Origin of the sequence: Hyphobacterium sp. (assembly GCF_965229905.1) — a bacterium.
Taxonomy (GTDB): Bacteria; Pseudomonadota; Alphaproteobacteria; order Caulobacterales; family Maricaulaceae; genus Hyphobacterium.
In genome coordinates this window covers 2,109,754-2,126,022 of record NZ_OZ245930.1, presented here as the reverse complement: position 1 = coordinate 2,126,022, position 16,269 = coordinate 2,109,754, and the positions used below count along the sequence as shown (strand labels likewise).

Below are 16,269 nucleotides of genomic sequence, written 5' to 3'. Positions count from 1 at the left end.
GAATGCGGGCTGAATATAGCCGCCTGCTGGCTTCGCCTAACAACAATGTAACCCGCGACGATGCGCCACTTTACGGACGCGCGCCGCATGGGTAGATCACGGACAACATCAAGCGGTTGCCTGACACGCGCCTGCGTGCCAAACACCGCGCAATCAAATCTTGAGGACTGGCATGGGCGATCTCTTCTGGAACAAGGTGGCAGCCGCGATTATCGGCCTCATTCTGATGGTCATGGTCATCGGCGTTGTCGGAGACATTGTGTTCTCCGAAGGCGATCACGGTGACGAACATGCGGGCCTCGCCTATCCAATCGATCTTGAGGCCGTGCTGGGCGGCACTGCCGGTGGTGCCACGATTGAAGAAGAGACGATCGACCTCGGTACGCTTCTGGCCGCTGCGGACGCCTCTGCCGGTGAACGCATTTTCCGCCGCTGCGTCTCTTGTCACAATGCGGCCCCGGGTGCGGGAAATCTGCAAGGTCCGAACATGTGGGGCGTTGTTGGCCGCGATATCGGAGCCTATCCCGGCTTTGCCTATTCAAGCGCCATGGCCGAATACCCGGGCGACTGGACCTATGAAGCGCTTGACGGGTTCCTGGCCAATCCGCGCGGCTATATGAGCGGAACCGCGATGGCATTCGCCGGCATCCGCGGCGATGAGGACCGTGCCGATCTTCTTGCCTACCTTCAGACCCTCGACGATTCGCAAGTGCCGTTCCCGGCGCCGGCTCCGTCCGAGGAAGAAGTCGTCGAGGATGCGACGCTCGAGAATGTCTTCACCGAAGAAGGCGCCGAGGCCAGCGCTGCGGCCATCGAATCGATCGAAAATATCGAAGACCAGATGGACGCGCTGGATGACGCCGCCGCAGACGGTCAAGTCGACGACGCCGAGGATAACGGAAACTAGCTTCCGATCCGGATCACGGACGTAACAGGCGAGCCGCTTTGCGTGGCGCGCCTTTCTGTTTCGGCGGCCGGTTCGGTTATCGTCGCCATATAGGTGGCATTGGCGTGCAACAGCCGCTCTTCATCCACCATGATGCCGACATGGCCTTTCCAGAATACGATATCCCCGCGGCGGCGCGGCGCATCGTGCGCGATCGCCGTGAAACGCTGGGCAAACTCGGCTTCCTGCATGTCGGTGTCACGCAATACCATGATGCCGGCCGCCTCCAATGACGACTGCACGAGGCCCGAACAATCGAGGCCGAGGCTTTCCTTGCCACCCCAGAGATAGGGCGCACCCGTAAACTGCTCGGCCACTGCGACGAAATCCGCCGCAGGCTCGCCAAGCGGGACAATGTGCCCTTCGAAAACCCAGCCTCGCCCGCCGGCGTCGACAAATCGTCCTTGCCGCGTGCCCACGGCAATCTTGGCATTCATCGACAGCAGGCTGTGCGGCGCCGACTTCAGATCGGGCTCGGAAAACAGATAGGTTCGCAATGCCGAGACACGATGTGTCGCGGGCGTGACCGGTTGCGACAGTGCCGACATGTCGATCCAGCCGACATAGCCGTCATGCCGGGAATAGCCCCAGGCCCAGCCGTCCCGCTCCTCCAGCACCGCGAACACTTCGCCGAACAGGGCTTGCGTATCCATCGGACCGTCATCCCGCGGCTCGCGCCGGATGGCAGTGACGCCCGCCGTCACCTGCATGTCGACAGGCTCGACATAACGGTCCGCCTCGACTTCTTCGCGAAGATGCGCCGCAGCAAGGTCGGGCCGGGCGGGCAGGAGGCGCGGATGGGTCATCTAGTTGCCATAAAGCGTTTTCAATGCGGCCCAGGCCGCGCGGGAACCCAGCATCTCGCCGCCGGCCGGCCGCCCGGGCCGGTCCTTGGGATTCCAGGCGAAAATGTCGAAATGGCACCAGCGGCGGCCCGCTATGAAACGGCGCAGAAACAGCGCCGCCGTGATCGAACCTGCAAATCCCGCATCGCCCATATTCTTGAGATCCGAGATCGTGCCGTCGATCTGCTTGTCATATCCGTCCCAGAGTGGCATGCGCCAGACCGGGTCGGCTACCTGTGTCCCGCCCTCCGAGAGATGCTGCGCGAGCGTGTCGTCCTCGGTGTAGAACGGCGCCAACTCCGGGCCCAGCGCCACACGGGCGGCGCCGGTCAGCGTCGCGAAATCGAGGATCAGGTCCGGTTCGTTTTCCGCCGCCTTGGCAAGCGCATCGCCCAGCACGAGACGGCCCTCGGCATCGGTGTTCTCGATTTCAACGGTCAGCCCCAGCCGCGATGTCAGAATATCGCCTGGACGGAACGCATTTCCGCTGATCGCGTTCTCGGCCGCGGCGATCAGCAGATGCAGCCGGACCGGCAGCTTGGCATCCATGATCAGCCGCGCCAGCGCTAGCGCGTTGGCCGCGCCACCCATATCCTTCTTCATCAGCCGCATGCCCGAAGCCGGCTTGATATCAAGCCCGCCGCTATCGAAGGTGATACCCTTGCCGACGATCGCCAGGCGCGGATGTTTGGCATCGCCCCATTCCAGCTCGATGAGACGCGGCGGACATTGCGCGGCCCGGCCCACCGCGTGGATCATGCCGTAGTTTTCAGCCAGCAGATCATCGCCGACCGTCGCGCGAAGCTTTGCGCCAAACTCCTTGCCAAGCGCTTCGGCGGCTTTCTGAAGTGCCGCCGGGTCCATGTCGCCGGCAGGCGTGTTGACCAGGTCGCGCGCCAGCCAGATCGACCTGACGACGCGCCTCGCCTCATCGGCATCGCCACCGGAAATGGCCGCCAGACGTGCCGGCGCCCGACTGGCCTTCTTGTAGCGCGTGAACTGATAGGCCCCGGCGCCGAACGCGACCATTGCCATCGTCGGATCGATATCGCCGAGATCGCCCTCGACCGCCCACTCACCCTCCGGCAACACCTTGGAGGCATCGCCGAACGCAAACGGATCAGCCGCATTGCCGATCCCGAGCAAGGCGTCAGCGCCGCTGCCATCCGGCAAGAGAAGAATTTGGCCCGCTTCACCGGCAAACGCATTGGCTTTCGCCACGGCGCGGCCCGTCTCGGTCAGGCTCGCCGGCAGCGATTCAGCCAGACTCGCGGAAACCGCCAGCAATCGCTTGGCTTTCTTGGTCGGGGCGGCAAACATTTCGGTCACGCGGATGGCCTCCAGAAATCAGCAAACAAGCCAACAAACCGGATCAATAGATTAACGCATTCTTGACCGGCGCAGCGAAGACTAAGGCGAACATGCAACTGGTAAAGGACCTGACCCATGCGTGTCGTGTCTAAACTCAGCCTGCTGGCGGCAGCGCTCTCCCTGACCGCGTGTGCGACCTCGCGAACGCCGCAGGAGCAGGCGCTGGCACAGGACCTTTCCGAGCGCGCTTCGATCGTCCCGGCAAGCCAGGCCGAGCGTGACGCGATCCGCAGCCAGGATCTGTTGACCCAGGCCGCTTTCTGGGCCGAAGCGCATGAGCTCAACCCGGCCGACCGCGAAGCCGCGATTGAATTGTCCCGCGTGTTGCGTCGCATTGGCCAGGTACAACGCTCCGCCACGGTCGCACGGCAGGCCATGGCGCTTTATCCGGACGATAATGATCTCCATTACGAGTACGGAGCGGCCCTGACCGAAGGCGGACGCGGCGCTGCAGCGATTGAATCGCTGTCGCGCGTGGCAGCCGCACGCCCGGCCGACTGGCGCGTGTTCAACATGCTAGGCGTTGCTTACGAACAGGCCGGGCTGCGCCCGCAATCGCGGGAACAATACCGGCAAGCCCTGGCTCTGGCGCCGGGCGAGGCAGCGGTACTCTCCAATCTGGCTCTGTCATACGCTTTCGACGGTGATGCTGAACAGGCTGAGAGGTTGCTTCGGGAAGCCATGGCACGCCCGGACGCCGATGCGACCGTGCGGCAGAACCTCGCATTGGTGATCGCCCTGCAGGGCCGCTTTGACGAGGCCGAAGCGATGGCCCGTGTCGATGTCAGCCCGCAGACCGCCGAGGCCAACATGGCCTATATCCGGTCGATGCTGACAACCGGTCGGCGCTGGGATGCCATCCGCGACGATAGCGGCGCGCGTTAGGCTTCCGAAGATCCCATACCTGCCGGGAATGGCGGCGGCGGTATGTCCGGCGGCTTCTTTTCCACCCGTTTCAGGGGAAACATTGCTTTAAGCAAAGGATCGACCAGCGTCGTATCGAAGCGGAAATTCTCCGCGTGATCGCGCAATGCGCCCGGCGCCCGGCCGTCCTTGGAATGTTCGATCGCGCGGTACAGCGCAAACAAACGCAGATAGCCCTTGTCGTCCGCACTTAACCCGGTGTCGTCGAGCCGCTGAAACACCTTGGTCAGCGCGTTGATCCCACTTTTGCGCTTGCCGGCGGCAAGCTCCGTCAGCGCATTGACCAGCGCGACCTTCCAGCCCGCTTCGGCAAATTCGACGCGCTTCGGTACGGCACTAAGCTCGTCACGCGCACGTGGCACATCCGAGCGCACCAGAGCCGCCAAAGCGGCTTCGGACGCGCGGCTGGCAATCGCGTTCATCTCGCTACGCGTAACGCTGCTGCGACGGTTAAGCATGGGGCGGTTGTAACGGCGGGAGGACGGATTGGCGAGCCTAATCGCCAGAAAAGCGAGGTTTACATCGCCTGGTAGCGCATGATGGCCGGACCCAGAATCACCACGAAGAGCACCGGCAGGAAGAAGACGATCATAGGCACCGTCAGTTTCGCCGGCAGGGCCGCCGCCTTCTTTTCGGCATTGGCGAGGCGCATATCGCGGTTTTCCTTGGCCATGACCCGCAGCGCCTGTCCGAGCGGTGTGCCGTAACGCTCGGCCTGAATCAGCGCGGTTGCGACGGCCTTCACACCCGGATGATTGGTCCGCTTGGCCAGATTCTCATACGCCGTCCGCCGGTCTTGCAGATAAGAAAGCTCGGCCGTCGTGAGCGACAATTCCTCGGCCAGCTCGATCGACTGCGCACCGACTTCCGTTGACACTTTCTGGAACGCCGCTTCGATCGACATGCCGGCCTCGACGCAGATCAGCAAGAGGTCGAGACCGTCCGGGAAGGCCTGCATGATCGATTGCTGACGCTTGGTTGCCGCGTTCTTGAGGTAGAGATTGGGCGCGTAATAGCCGAGCATGCCGATGCCGGCGGCGGCACACCAGCGGGTGATCGTCGGCAGCCCGAAATCATTGACGAAGAACACGTAGAAGGCCGCACCGCCGAACAGCAGGATCGGTGCTGCCAGGCGGAAGAAATAAAACGTCATGACCGGCCCATTGCCCCGGAAACCGGCCTGCGTCAGCTTGTTTTTGAGATCGGGATCTTCGAACAGTTTCTGGAGGTTGAGACTTTCCACAACCGTCTTGGCGAAGCCTTTCGTTTCCTTGCCGCGCAGCTTCGACGCATGCGCCTCCTCCATGGCCTCACGTGACTTTCGGCGCAGCTCCTCCTTGCGGTTCTGCACCCCCTTGATGCGCTTCTCGAGCTTGTTCTGACCCAGCATCGGAGAGGTTAGCGTGACGACCGTCGCAAACACCGCAATCGCGGCGATCAGCGCCCAGATCACCTGCGGATTTGTGACCAGTTCGGCGATGTCCTGCAAATCCATCGCCGCCTCCTAGTGCTTGAAATTGATCATGCCGCGCATCATCAGAATCCCGAGGCCCATCCAGATCGCGCCGCCAAGCAGCATCAGCTGACCCTTCGGCTCAACGAACATCGCGGTCATGTAAGACGGCGTCGTGAAATAGACGATCGCCAGAACGCCCGGTGGCAGTGCGCCGATAATCATCGCCGACGCTTTGGCCTCCGATGACAGCGCGCCGATTTTCTCCCGCATCATCTTCCGCGATCGCAAAACGGCCGAGAGATTGCCCAGCGCCTCGGCGAGATTGCCGCCGGTTTTGGCCTGGATGGTCAGCACGGTGGAGAAAAAGTTGAGTTCCGGCAGCGGCATGCGCTCGACCATCCGCTTTGTACCCTCTTCAAGAGACACACCAACCGCTTGGGATTCCACAAGTTTCTGGAACTCCGATCCGACCGGATCCGGCGCCTCGCGCGCGATCACCTTGATACATTCGTTCAGCGGCAAGCCGGATTTGATGCCGCGCACGATGATATCCAGGGCATTGGCAAACTCGCCGGTGAATTTCTTCTGCCGGCCGGTGCGGCGCATACCCAAATACCAGCGGGGCAGGCCAAGCCCGGTCGACAGGGCCATTCCGGCCGACACCAGCAGGCTCTGGCCGGTCAGAAAGGCGCCAGCAAAGCCGACGATGCCCAGAACGGCCGATGCAATCCAGAAGGTCCGGACCGAAAAGCTGTAGCCCGCCTGCTCGATCCGCGATCTCAGCGTCAGCGACTTTTTCTTGGCGGACTTCTGCTTGTCCTCGATTTCCTTCAGCGACTCCGCCACCTGTTTGCGGCGTTGCTGGGTCTGATCGACCGCTTGCGCCCGCGGCTTGCGGCCGGCGCCATTCGCGACCACGGCCTTGCGCCGGGCAGCTTTCTGTCCGTCGTCAATGGTACCCGTCACGACCCAGCCAATGCCGCCAACCGCGATAAACGCCGCGATCGCTGCAAACAGAAGGGGCAACTGTCCGCTCATCGGCTAGCTTTCCGCCGCGTCGAGCGCGGTCGCCAGCTCGCGTTCCAGGCCGTAATAGCGCGCGCGATCCCAGAAACGTGGCCGCGCAATACCGGTGGATTTGTGGGCCCCGGTGATCCGCCCGTTTTCGTCTTCACCCTCAATCTCGAAGACAATCAGGTCCTGGGTGATGATGACATCGCCCTCCATCCCCATGACTTCGCTGATATGGGTGATCTTGCGCGAGCCATCGCGCATCCGCGCCGCCTGGATCACGATATCGATAGACCCGGCAATCATTTCGCGAATCGTCTTGGACGGCAGGTTGTAACCGCCCATCGTGATCATCGACTCGACCCGCGACAGGCCTTCGCGCGGGCTGTTGGCGTGCAACGTGCCCATCGACCCGTCATGGCCGGTATTCATCGCCTGCAGGAGGTCGAACGCTTCCGGTCCGCGCACCTCGCCGACAATGATGCGCTCCGGACGCATCCGCAGGCAGTTCTTGACGAGATCCCGCATCGTGACCTCGCCCGATCCTTCAAGATTCTTGGGACGGGTCTCCAGGCGCACCACATGCGGCTGCTGCAGTTGGAGTTCCGCGGCATCCTCGCAGGTGATGATCCGCTCTTCCTCGCTGATGAACCCGGTCATGCAGTTGAGCAGAGTGGTCTTACCCGAGCCGGTACCGCCGGAGATCAGCACATTGCATCGCGAGGCGCCGATAATCTCGAGAACTTTGGCGCCCTCCGGCGAGATCGAGCCGAACTCGACCAGATTCGCCATCCGCAGCTTGTCTTTCTTGAATTTCCGGATGGTGAGCGTCGGACCGTCCAGCGCCAGCGGCGGGGCAATCACATTGACCCGCGAACCGTCCGCCAGGCGCGCATCGCAGATCGGGCTCGCCTCGTCGACCCGGCGGCCGACCTGGCTCACAATGCGCTGGCAGATATTCATCAGCTGGCCATTGTCGCGGAAGCGGATATTGGTCTTCTCGACCCGCCCACCGACTTCGATGAACACATCGCCCGCACCGTTGACCATGATGTCGGCAATGTCGTCACGAGCCAGCAAGGGCTCCAGCGGGCCATAACCCAGAACGTCGTTGCAGATGTCCTGCAGCAGGCGTTCCTGCTCGGCGATCGACATCGCAACATTCTTGATCGAGATAATCTCGGTGACGATGTCGCGGATTTCCTCCGCCGCCGTCTCGTTATCGAGTTGCGCCAGCGCGCCCAGATCAATCGTGTCGATCAGCGCGTTGAAGATCGTCGTCTTGATCGCATAATACTCGTCGGTCCGCTGCGTATCCGCCGTCGAAGCGACCGGCTTCACCTTGGGAGCCTGTTTGGGACCCATCGCAGCAGCCGGTTTCGGCGCGGGCTTTTCGACCGGTTTCGGCGCAGGCTTGGGCCGGACCGCAGGCGCAGCAGAAGCCGGCGCAGGGGCCGGCTTCGGGTCTGGTCGCGTTGCGATGGCGTCTCGCTTACCGAACATGGCTCAGATCACTTTCCAAACAGGCCTCCGAGGAGGCCCCGCTTGCGTGTCGGCGCGGCCCGGCCGGACAGCATCGCGGCGAGGTGCGCAAAGCCTTCGGCGGCCTTCGATTTCGGATCCACCTCCGCGATCATCTGGCCGTCATTGGCGGCCTTGCCGAAAAGCTGCGGTTCGAAAGGCAGGACCAAAGTCGGCTGGACACCCAACGCATCGGCAAAATCCTTCACCGGAATTTCCGGCCGCTTCGCGATACCCGCCATATTGACCACCACTTTCGGCGGCTCGTCATTCGGGCGCGAGGCATGCACCAGGTCGAACAAATTCTTGGCATTGCGCAGCGAGGCCAGTTCCGGCGTGACCGTCACCACGACCTGATCGGCGGTGAGGATGGTCTGGCGCACCCAGGGCGACCAGGTGTGCGGCAGATCCAGCGCAATGAATGGCGCTTGCCGCCGTACGATTTCCAGAACGGTTTCATAGGCTTCGGGACCGAAATCCCAATCCTTGTCCAGCGTTGCCGGCGCCGAGAACAGCGACAGCCGCTCGGTGCAACGCACCAGCAGACGATCGAGCAGCGCTTCATCCAGCCGTTCCGGATCGGCCAGCGCATCGCCCAGCGTCTGGGCCGGATCCTGATTGAAATCGAGCCCCGCCGTGCCGAAGGACAGATCCATGTCCACGAGCACACAGTCCGATTGGGCGTTCTCCGAAATGCACCACGCCGTATTGTGCGCAATGGTCGACGCCCCGACACCGCCCTTGGCGCCGATAAACGCCACCGTCTTGCCGGCGAAGGGCGCCTCGGGATCGAGATAGAGCCCTGAGATCGTTCGGATCAGATGCAGCGGCGACATCGGCGGCACGAGGTATTCGCTCACGCCGCGCTTGATGAGCTCGCGGTAGAGCGAAATATCGTTGGCCGCGCCGATGATGATGACCTTGGTGTCGGGATCGCAAACTCCGGCCAGCTCTTCGAGTTGATCGAAAAGTCCCTGCCCGCGCATGCCGGTCTCGATGATCAGAAGATCGGGCGTCGCCTGGTGCGTGAAGCGCTCGATCGCCGCGGGCAGCCCGCCCAATTCGACCTCGACATGGGCTTTCGACAGGCGGCGGTCGTTCGCCGCGTTATGAACGAGCGCGCCGCTTTCCGGCCGTTCGCAAAAAGCATGAATGGTGATCCGCGGAATCGGCTGATCGGGAATATCGTCATCGACTTCGCCCGCCAGCGGGCTGGCGAGCTCCGGACCGAAATGCCCCAAATCGATATCGTCGAACGGCGAGGCGGCCGGCTCCGCTTCGGTCTCCTGCCAGGCTTCGCGGGCCGGGGCCGCGCCGGCTTGCGAACCAAACGGGCGGCTGCCGCCCTCCGGAGTCATCGCGGGCGGCGCCGGCTCGGGCTCATCAATGACATCCGCCGGTTCCTCCGAATCATCCGCACTGTAGCTATCAGCCTCAAAGCCATCGGAATCGCCGAATTCCTCGAATTCGCCGTCTGCATCGCCGGTCAGGCGGCGCTCGACTTCCGCCGGATCGAGCAAATCGTCCTCGTCCAGGAAATCGTCATCGTATGCTTGCGGTTCAGCCATGATCGTCCAGCCTTAATCCACTGCCGAAGAGACCGCGCCGCTTTCGTCCTCGCGGCGTTGCGTGGCGGTCGGTTCGCCCCGGCGATAGGTGTCGAGAACCGTCTGGCGGCGGGCCTGGTCCGGCGCATCGTGATCTGTCGGTCCGGCGAGATGGTATGGATCGCCGATCATCGCGGCACGGTTTTGCGCCATGAAGCAGCCAAACCCGGAATAGCCGTCATTCAGTCTCTCGCGGGCAAGATCATCCCAGCGGCGCTCACTGCATTCCGCAGGCATCTCAGTCACATAGTGCAGATAGCTGACAATCACCGGCGGATTACCCATACCGGTCGCGTCATACGGACCTTCCTCGGTATACCGCGCTGTCACGCCTTGAGAATCGAGGAAGTTCCGCAGCTCCGCCATGGCGCCTTGCGCGGCGCGATCTTCTGCTCCGCCATCGGGATAGGAGAGAATGATCGGTCCGTGACCGTTCGACTTGTAATGATCCACGAAAACCCCGAACGCGCCCATCTGGGACCAAAGCAGGCCATTCGCAGCGGGATCGACCAAAAGGTCCATGCGCGCGGTATCCAGGACCGGCCGCGCTTCCGGAAATCCGATGGCATTGGTCGTCGCCGGATAGGATGCACAGGCGGCGGTCAAAAGCGCCGGGGCCAAGACAAGAGCAAGTGTTGAAAATTTCATCGCAGTCTCTCCCCTAGTCCATGATGAAGCCGATCGGGCCCGACCAGCTCCGGCCTTCGGTTCGCGCGCCCGGCACGGCGTATGCACGGTTGATATTTCCGAGGAACAGCGTTTCCAGCTCACTCACATTCCGGAAGCCGTCGGCCGGTGTCGCAGCTTCATTCTGGGCGATCGGGTCGACCAGATAGGGCGTCACCAGCACGACCAGCTCGGTTTCCCGGTTTTCGAAGTCGCGGCTCCGGAACAGGGCGCCCAGCACCGCCAAATTCTGAATACCCGGCACACCGTCCAGATTCTGCCGCGTTTCTTCCTGGATCAGGCCGGCCAGCACGAGGCTGCCACCCGATGGCAACTCAACGGTGGTTTCAGCCCGATTGACGTTCAGCCCCGGGATCTGCAGGCCCGGGATCGTACCGATCACATTGCCCTGATCGTCAGTGACTTCCTGTGCGCCCAGCTCGAGGGAACCTTGGTTGGTCAGCTCGGAAATCTCGGTCGAGATCCGCAGCGAGATCCGGCCTTCCGACAAGACCACCGGTGTAAATCCTAGCCCGACACCGAACTGCTTGTATTCGACGATGATATTGCCGTCGCGGTCGCGGCCGACCGGCACCGGGAACTCTCCGCCAGCCAGGAAATTCGCGGCTTCGCCGGAAATCGCTGTCAGATTTGGTTCCGCCAGGGTACGGACCAGCCCGACCCGTTCCAATGCCTGAATAAGCGCACCGGCCGTATTGAAGACGCCGCCGCCGGGATTGGTGTAGTTGAACGAGCCGGACAGCCCGCTTAATGCACGGCCCACCAGAGAGAATTCCTGTTCCGTGGCAATATTGAACGCGACATCGCCGCTTTGTCCGGCTGTCGACAAATTGATGCCCAGCTGCCGCACGATCGTACGCTGCATTTCGACGATCCGTACCGACAACATGACTTGTTCGCGGCCTTCGATCGCCAGCATGGACAGGACGTTTTCCGGATCGTCCGTCCAGCGGCGCGCCAGCTGCAGGGCGGTGTCGGCTTCCGCCGCACTGCGCACCGAACCGGACAGCACGATATTGTCGTTCATGGCTTCCGCGTAGACGCGGCGGTCCGGCAGAAAACGGTTCAGCGCTTCCTGGAGCGCCCGCATGTCGCGCTCCACGCGGATATCGAGATCCAGGATGAGATTGCCTTGCGCGTCGAAGAAAAACGCATTCGTCTGACCGATCGACTGACCCAGCAGGTAAGCCCGTGTTGGCGTCCGGATCACGGCATCGGCGACTTCCGGATTGGTAACAAGGACATCGGCGGCATCGACGGGCAGGTGAATGATCGCGGCCTTGGACAGCGGAAGGTCAAGCACTTCGGACGCCGGCGCATCGCCGGTGCGGGTGATATACACCTGCATCGTGGTTGAGCCGGTGGCAGACTGCGCAATCGCCGGACCGGCGGGTAAGGCCAGTATCAGGGCGGAGATCAGGGCGCGTAGCATCATCCCCTCCTAATTCTCGTCGACCGTTGTGACGCGGGCCTGGCCGTAGCGGTAGACAACGACTTGGCCGTCATCATTGCGGTATGGCGTCACCGGGTCGGGGGCGGGCTGTGCAACACGTGGATCAGGCTGCGTACTCACGAGGCGCGGTCCGCCTTCGGCGTCTGCCAGGCTACGCAGAGACAACGAAATCTGCCCGCGCTCGGTGGCCAGCGCCAAGGCCCGCGCCTGTTCGGGTGTCACTTCCAGCGTCGCGGTTTCGCCGACCACAACACTGTCGGACTCTTCGTCGCCACCAAACACCTGGTCGATCGCGAGAACGCGGGCGTTTTCGACCACCGTTTCGGACACGAAATAGCGGCGGCGGCTATTGCCGTCCTCTTCCGCCTCGTAAGCCACGATCACATCGACACGGTCGCCCGGAAGGATAAATCCGCCGGCGCCGGTTTCCGCGGTGATCGGGACGGCATGCGCGCGCATGCCGGGGCTCAACACGGCTGACATGAAGCCTGCCTCGCCAGCCTGCAGCAGGAAGCGTGGCGAAATCGGTTCGCCTTCGGAGATTGCTCTGCGGACCACAGCGCCGGCGTATTGCTCGGCGGCATCTGGCGAACGTTCGCGAAGAATCTGTGACGGGCTCACCGCATCTTCGGGCCAGGCCTGCCAATACAGATCGCTGGCTTGCACCCGCGCGCCGACCGGCAGATCGCGCCGCGCGGCCAGAACGTCAACCGTTGCAGCCTGCACGATTTGCGGTTCGACCGTCGCCGGTGCACCCGAAGAAGACCGGTAAACGAAATAGGCGGCAGCCGCAGCCGCCAGTCCGGCGGCAATCAAAACAATGATTCGGGCAGCATTCATGGGCGCGAATCCCCTCAGGTTGCGCCACCATCTGACCGCCAATTTCCAAAAGGGCCGTTAAGATAGAATCGCGATTGCAACCGATTGGGAAGAATTCTTCACAATTTACGAAATCAAAGCGCCGCCAAGGCGAATAACCGGCTGTCCGGCAGGGTCCACAGCGCACCGGCCGCCAGCGCTATACCGTAGGGGGCGGGACCGCCCTGCATCAGTAGTTTTCCTTCCAGCCACTGCCGCGGAAGCCCGCTTGCCGGCGCGGCGCGGCGTAGCATCAGCAGGGTGACCGCGAGCACACCGCCCATCAGGGCGGCCTTGGCCAGGAACATGGCCGCATCCGGCCAGCCAAACCAAAGAGCCGCTGCGGCAAAGAGTTTGGCGTCGCCGCCACCGATCCACCCCGGGGCGAACAATGCCATTCCGATCAGAAGGGCCGCGAAACCGGTGGCCATGTGCAGGCCGAATTCAACCCAGCCCAGGCCGAGCATTGCAGCGGCGAGTGGAAAGGACACCGCGAGACCGCCGGTCAGCCAGTTGGGGATGGTGAAGCTCATCCCGTCCTTGGCGGCCGCCAACACCATGAGAAAAGCAAAGACCAGGAGAAGGAACTGACCCGCCATGACACCACTCCGATAAGCGTTGGAATCCGGACTAATGGAACAGGTTTAATATTCGGTTGGCCGTTCGAGCGGCCCGAACGCAAAAGGGGCCGCCCTCTCGGGCGGCCCCTGATGTCGTTTGCAAACGTTTGTGCGAATTAGATCGCGTCGGCAACCGTCTGCATGTTGTCACGCACGCCGGTACCCAGAGCGGTAACCGCACCGATAATGACAACGGCGATCAGAGCGGCGATCAGGCCATATTCAATAGCCGTGGCGCCGGATTCGTCTTTGAAAAAACGAGAAATCGTTTTCATGGGTCTACTCCCGTGTTGCTAGCCACACATCCACTTCAAGAAGGTTTTCTTGTCCCGACCTCTCTTGTCGTGTGCCATCATAAAAACACGGGACGATTTCGAATTGGTGAATACTCATACTTAACCATGTATGAATCGATTTTCGTGGCAGTTATAGTTAATCGCGTATGAATATATTAAATGTAACTCAAATCTAATCTTCAACCGTTTTGATTTAGAAAGTCTTCACGCGTCCGCGTTTCTATGATGGGCGAATTTTCATCCGCGGAGCCCGCCATGCGCAAAATCCTCATCAGCCTCACCGGCTTGCTCACCCTGCCGGGGATCGCATTGGCCGATCAGATCCTCGAAGTGGAGCATGCGGATGTCGTTCGGCTGCCCGGTTCCGCCTATACGGTGATCGTCGGCAACCCGGCCATCGCCGACGCCGTCATCCATGACCGCCGGACACTCATCGTGACCGGACGGCTTTATGGCCGCACCAACATTATCGCGCTCGATCGCCAGGGCCGCGTGATCTATGCCGACGACTTTGTGGTCGGCCCCTCACCGGACGGCCAGCTTGTGTATCAGCGCGGCACGTCGCGCATGACCATGACCTGCACACCGACCTGCGGCCCCTCGCCGACCGTCGGCGACGATCCAGAGATATTTGATACGCTCACAGGCCAGCAGAGCACGCGCATCGGTATCGCCGGAGATGCCGTCGCTATCAGCGAAGGCTCGCAATCCGCCCGCAGCCTCGACGGCGCGGAATAAACAGCGGTTAACTCCGTTTCTTCACCGCTTTTCAATCGCGCGCGCGTATACCGCGCCCAGAGGAGCGGGCGAAAGATGCGCAGACCGGCCTTCATGACATCCTTCCGCAAGAATCGCGACGGCGCGACCGCCGTCGAATTTGCGTTGATTGCCGGTCCCTTCTTCTTCTTTCTGATGGCCTTGATCGAAATCGCAGCCGTCTTCTTTGCCGAGACCGTTATCGAGAACGCCGTGCTGGAATCCGCGCGCCTGATCCGGACCGGTCAGCTCCAGGGGGGTGGCGGCGACGCCAATACATTCCGGGACGAGGTTTGCACGCGGATCGAGGTGGTGGCGAATTGCGACAACATGGTTTTCGAAGTCGCCGTGTTCGCCGACTTTGACGGCATCTCTCCGACCCCGCCGACCAATCAGGAAGGCGAACTTGATGGCGGCAGCATGGGATTCGATCCCGGCGATGCCGGCGATATCGTCATGGTCCGCGTGTATTACGCCTATCCGCTGATCCTGCCGAACATGTTCGGGTCCGTCGCGAACCTTCCGGGTAATCAGCGGCTGATAACGTCCGCCACCGTCTTCCGCAACGAGCCGTTCGATGACTAGCGCGATTGCTAATATCCTGCAGCGCTTGGGCCGCGATCAAGGCGGCGTTTCGGCCGTTGAATTCGCCCTGATCGCGCCGGTCATGGTTCTGCTCTATCTCGGCATGGTCGAAATCTCGATGGCGCTTTCGGTGGACCGGAAAGTGACCAATTCCGCCAGCGCGCTGGCCGACCTGATCGCTCAGGATGATGTCATTACCGATGACGAGATGACAGACATTCTGAATGCCGGCGCCGCAATCATCGCTCCTTTTGACGCCGCCGATTATTCGGTTCGCATCTCCAGCATCTCAATGAGCCTGACCAATGACATTGCCGTAGACTGGAGCGACGCGCGCGGCATGGCGGCACGCGCTCCGGGATCCGAACCGGCCATCCCCGGCGGCATTTTAAGCCCCGGCCGGTCGGTGGTGTGGGTGGAGGTCGCTTACTCCTACGACGCGCCCTTTCGTGAAATCACGGGCGATTTCGAGATCGAGGAAGAATTCTTCCTCCGTCCGCGCCAATCCTTGACGGTCAGCCGGCAATAGATCACAGATCAGCCGCGGCCAGTTGCGAAAGCAAGGCATGATTTGCGTCGAACAAGCGGCTATCGATCGCGGTGACGGGAATTGCGCCCATAACCGCATTGGTCATCCACACCGCTTCCGCCGAGTCCAGGCGCTCTGGGCGCGCCCTCACCTCGTTGACGGCGTAACCCTGCCGTTTCAGCCAGACGATCACGCGCTGACGCATGATGCCGCGCCGGATCGCGCAATCCGCCGAAGGGGTGAACACTTCGCCGCCGGCAAGCCAGAACAGATTGGCGCTATCGCCCCCTGACACCTCGCCGTCTGTCGTTGTCAGCAATGCCATGTCGGCTCCAGCTCCCGCCGCGGCCCGCCGCGCCGCCAGATTGTCGGCATAGCTCAGCGTCTTGAAACGGGCGGTCAGGCTGGTCGGCGAGCGGCGGATCGGAACACTGGCCAGTCGGAGGCCACGCGGCAGGTTCGGTCGCGGTGAAAGATCAAGATAGATCTGTGGCCGCTGTTCAGCGATCGGCGCCAAACCGCGAGGCCCGACGCCGCGTGTAACAATCATTTTGCCGACGCCGTCCGCTGGTCCGCTATGGTCGGCAACGCCTTGTTCGACGCTGTCCCACGCCGGACATTCCAGATCCAGGGCCTCACACGATGCGGCCAGACTGGCAGCGTGCAAGCGGCTGTTCCGGATGCTGCCGGCTTCGATGCGGAACGTTTCGAATACGCCATCGCCGAGCAGAAATCCGCGATCGCCATTCACCACGTCACCGGTTCGGATCTTCTGCCAGCGTGTCGGCTCAAGCCGGTACATGC

18 protein-coding genes are annotated in these 16,269 nt (G+C 62.1%); 5 read left to right on the top strand and 13 right to left on the bottom strand.

The features are described from left to right. Positions 1-172: 172 nt before the first annotated feature. Positions 173-907, top strand: a complete 735-nt coding sequence (locus tag ACO08C_RS10590) for a c-type cytochrome (RefSeq protein WP_421785517.1) — start codon at positions 173-175, stop codon at positions 905-907. Here the strand turns inward: ACO08C_RS10590 and ACO08C_RS10585 are convergent. Together ACO08C_RS10585 and ACO08C_RS10580 are read right to left on the bottom strand one after the other, a co-directional pair. Beyond that, positions 904-1,752: a C40 family peptidase gene (locus tag ACO08C_RS10585; protein WP_421785516.1), complete on the bottom strand. Its 849-nt coding sequence runs from the start codon at positions 1,750-1,752 to the stop codon at positions 904-906. The genes ACO08C_RS10590 and ACO08C_RS10585 overlap by 4 nt on opposite strands. Beyond that, entirely contained in the window at positions 1,753-3,111 is a 1,359-nt protein-coding gene (locus ACO08C_RS10580; RefSeq protein WP_421788708.1) for a leucyl aminopeptidase family protein, read from the bottom strand. A gap of 126 nt (positions 3,112-3,237) precedes the next feature. Between ACO08C_RS10580 and ACO08C_RS10575 the strand changes: the two genes are divergently transcribed. Beyond that, complete coding sequence (locus tag ACO08C_RS10575; protein ID WP_421785515.1) at positions 3,238-4,047, top strand: tetratricopeptide repeat protein; 810 nt, start codon at positions 3,238-3,240, stop codon at positions 4,045-4,047. On the opposite strand, the gene ACO08C_RS10570 is transcribed toward ACO08C_RS10575, so the two are convergent. The 10 genes from ACO08C_RS10570 to ACO08C_RS10525 form a co-directional block, all read right to left on the bottom strand. Then, entirely contained in the window at positions 4,044-4,508 is a 465-nt protein-coding gene (locus tag ACO08C_RS10570; protein ID WP_421785514.1) for a hypothetical protein, read from the bottom strand. The two genes, ACO08C_RS10575 and ACO08C_RS10570, sit on opposite strands and share 4 nt — an antisense overlap. A gap of 95 nt (positions 4,509-4,603) precedes the next feature. Next, positions 4,604-5,581, bottom strand: a complete 978-nt coding sequence (locus tag ACO08C_RS10565) for a type II secretion system F family protein (RefSeq protein ID WP_421785513.1) — start codon at positions 5,579-5,581, stop codon at positions 4,604-4,606. 9 nt (positions 5,582-5,590) lie between these two features. Beyond that, positions 5,591-6,580 carry a type II secretion system F family protein gene (locus ACO08C_RS10560; protein ID WP_421785512.1) on the bottom strand — a complete coding sequence of 330 codons (990 nt, stop codon included), beginning with the start codon at positions 6,578-6,580 and terminating at the stop codon, positions 5,591-5,593. A gap of 3 nt (positions 6,581-6,583) precedes the next feature. Continuing rightward, entirely contained in the window at positions 6,584-8,056 is a 1,473-nt protein-coding gene (locus ACO08C_RS10555; RefSeq protein WP_421785511.1) for an ATPase, T2SS/T4P/T4SS family, read from the bottom strand. Positions 8,057-8,064: 8 nt separating this feature from the next. Further along, entirely contained in the window at positions 8,065-9,642 is a 1,578-nt protein-coding gene (locus ACO08C_RS10550) for an AAA family ATPase (RefSeq protein ID WP_421785510.1), read from the bottom strand. Between the two features lie 12 nt (positions 9,643-9,654). Further along, positions 9,655-10,329 carry a CpaD family pilus assembly lipoprotein gene (locus tag ACO08C_RS10545; RefSeq protein WP_421785509.1) on the bottom strand — a complete coding sequence of 225 codons (675 nt, stop codon included), beginning with the start codon at positions 10,327-10,329 and terminating at the stop codon, positions 9,655-9,657. Between the two features lie 13 nt (positions 10,330-10,342). Beyond that, the gene (locus ACO08C_RS10540) at positions 10,343-11,800 is read right to left on the bottom strand and encodes a type II and III secretion system protein family protein (protein ID WP_421785508.1); all 1,458 of its coding nucleotides are present in this window, start codon (positions 11,798-11,800) and stop codon (positions 10,343-10,345) included. A 9-nt stretch (positions 11,801-11,809) separates the two neighbouring features. Then, the gene (cpaB, locus tag ACO08C_RS10535; protein ID WP_421785507.1) at positions 11,810-12,661 is read right to left on the bottom strand and encodes a Flp pilus assembly protein CpaB; all 852 of its coding nucleotides are present in this window, start codon (positions 12,659-12,661) and stop codon (positions 11,810-11,812) included. A gap of 113 nt (positions 12,662-12,774) precedes the next feature. Then, positions 12,775-13,278, bottom strand: coding sequence for an A24 family peptidase (locus ACO08C_RS10530; protein WP_421785506.1), 504 nt, complete (start codon positions 13,276-13,278; stop codon positions 12,775-12,777). A 137-nt stretch (positions 13,279-13,415) separates the two neighbouring features. Further along, the gene (locus tag ACO08C_RS10525) at positions 13,416-13,574 is read right to left on the bottom strand and encodes a Flp family type IVb pilin (RefSeq protein ID WP_420430938.1); all 159 of its coding nucleotides are present in this window, start codon (positions 13,572-13,574) and stop codon (positions 13,416-13,418) included. Between the two features lie 276 nt (positions 13,575-13,850). Between ACO08C_RS10525 and ACO08C_RS10520 the strand changes: the two genes are divergently transcribed. From ACO08C_RS10520 to ACO08C_RS10510, 3 genes are all read left to right on the top strand, one after another. Continuing rightward, positions 13,851-14,333, top strand: a complete 483-nt coding sequence (locus tag ACO08C_RS10520) for a pilus assembly protein N-terminal domain-containing protein (RefSeq protein WP_421785505.1) — start codon at positions 13,851-13,853, stop codon at positions 14,331-14,333. A 75-nt stretch (positions 14,334-14,408) separates the two neighbouring features. After that, positions 14,409-14,936 carry a TadE/TadG family type IV pilus assembly protein gene (locus ACO08C_RS10515; protein ID WP_421785504.1) on the top strand — a complete coding sequence of 176 codons (528 nt, stop codon included), beginning with the start codon at positions 14,409-14,411 and terminating at the stop codon, positions 14,934-14,936. Next, positions 14,929-15,465: a TadE/TadG family type IV pilus assembly protein gene (locus ACO08C_RS10510; RefSeq protein WP_421785503.1), complete on the top strand. Its 537-nt coding sequence runs from the start codon at positions 14,929-14,931 to the stop codon at positions 15,463-15,465. The genes ACO08C_RS10515 and ACO08C_RS10510 overlap by 8 nt, the downstream gene beginning before the upstream one ends. A gap of 1 nt (position 15,466) precedes the next feature. Here ACO08C_RS10510 and ACO08C_RS10505 read toward each other — a convergent pair whose 3' ends face one another. Next, a complete protein-coding gene (locus tag ACO08C_RS10505; protein ID WP_421785502.1) occupies positions 15,467-16,267 on the bottom strand; it encodes an aminotransferase class IV in 801 nt (266 codons plus the stop codon). Between the last annotated feature and the right edge of the window lie 2 nt (positions 16,268-16,269).

Bases quoted from the DNA above. Each gene is read 5' to 3' on its own strand.
- ACO08C_RS10515 (WP_421785504.1), top strand. From the start codon at position 14,409: ATGCGCAGACCGGCCTTCATGACATCCTTCCGCAAGAATCGCGACGGC.
- ACO08C_RS10585 (WP_421785516.1), bottom strand. From the start codon at position 1,752: ATGACCCATCCGCGCCTCCTGCCCGCCCGGCCCGACCTTGCTGCGGCG.
- ACO08C_RS10560 (WP_421785512.1), bottom strand. From the start codon at position 6,580: ATGAGCGGACAGTTGCCCCTTCTGTTTGCAGCGATCGCGGCGTTTATC.
- ACO08C_RS10590 (WP_421785517.1), top strand. From the start codon at position 173: ATGGGCGATCTCTTCTGGAACAAGGTGGCAGCCGCGATTATCGGCCTC.
- ACO08C_RS10520 (WP_421785505.1), top strand. From the start codon at position 13,851: ATGCGCAAAATCCTCATCAGCCTCACCGGCTTGCTCACCCTGCCGGGG.
- ACO08C_RS10565 (WP_421785513.1), bottom strand. From the start codon at position 5,581: ATGGATTTGCAGGACATCGCCGAACTGGTCACAAATCCGCAGGTGATC.
- ACO08C_RS10510 (WP_421785503.1), top strand. From the start codon at position 14,929: ATGACTAGCGCGATTGCTAATATCCTGCAGCGCTTGGGCCGCGATCAA.
- ACO08C_RS10555 (WP_421785511.1), bottom strand. From the start codon at position 8,056: ATGTTCGGTAAGCGAGACGCCATCGCAACGCGACCAGACCCGAAGCCG.
- ACO08C_RS10580 (WP_421788708.1), bottom strand. From the start codon at position 3,111: ATGTTTGCCGCCCCGACCAAGAAAGCCAAGCGATTGCTGGCGGTTTCC.
- ACO08C_RS10525 (WP_420430938.1), bottom strand. From the start codon at position 13,574: ATGAAAACGATTTCTCGTTTTTTCAAAGACGAATCCGGCGCCACGGCT.
- ACO08C_RS10530 (WP_421785506.1), bottom strand. From the start codon at position 13,278: ATGGCGGGTCAGTTCCTTCTCCTGGTCTTTGCTTTTCTCATGGTGTTG.
- cpaB (WP_421785507.1), bottom strand. From the start codon at position 12,661: ATGAATGCTGCCCGAATCATTGTTTTGATTGCCGCCGGACTGGCGGCT.
- ACO08C_RS10570 (WP_421785514.1), bottom strand. From the start codon at position 4,508: ATGAACGCGATTGCCAGCCGCGCGTCCGAAGCCGCTTTGGCGGCTCTG.
- ACO08C_RS10550 (WP_421785510.1), bottom strand. From the start codon at position 9,642: ATGGCTGAACCGCAAGCATACGATGACGATTTCCTGGACGAGGACGAT.
- ACO08C_RS10505 (WP_421785502.1), bottom strand. From the start codon at position 16,267: ATGTACCGGCTTGAGCCGACACGCTGGCAGAAGATCCGAACCGGTGAC.
- ACO08C_RS10545 (WP_421785509.1), bottom strand. From the start codon at position 10,329: ATGAAATTTTCAACACTTGCTCTTGTCTTGGCCCCGGCGCTTTTGACC.
- ACO08C_RS10575 (WP_421785515.1), top strand. From the start codon at position 3,238: ATGCGTGTCGTGTCTAAACTCAGCCTGCTGGCGGCAGCGCTCTCCCTG.
- ACO08C_RS10540 (WP_421785508.1), bottom strand. From the start codon at position 11,800: ATGCTACGCGCCCTGATCTCCGCCCTGATACTGGCCTTACCCGCCGGT.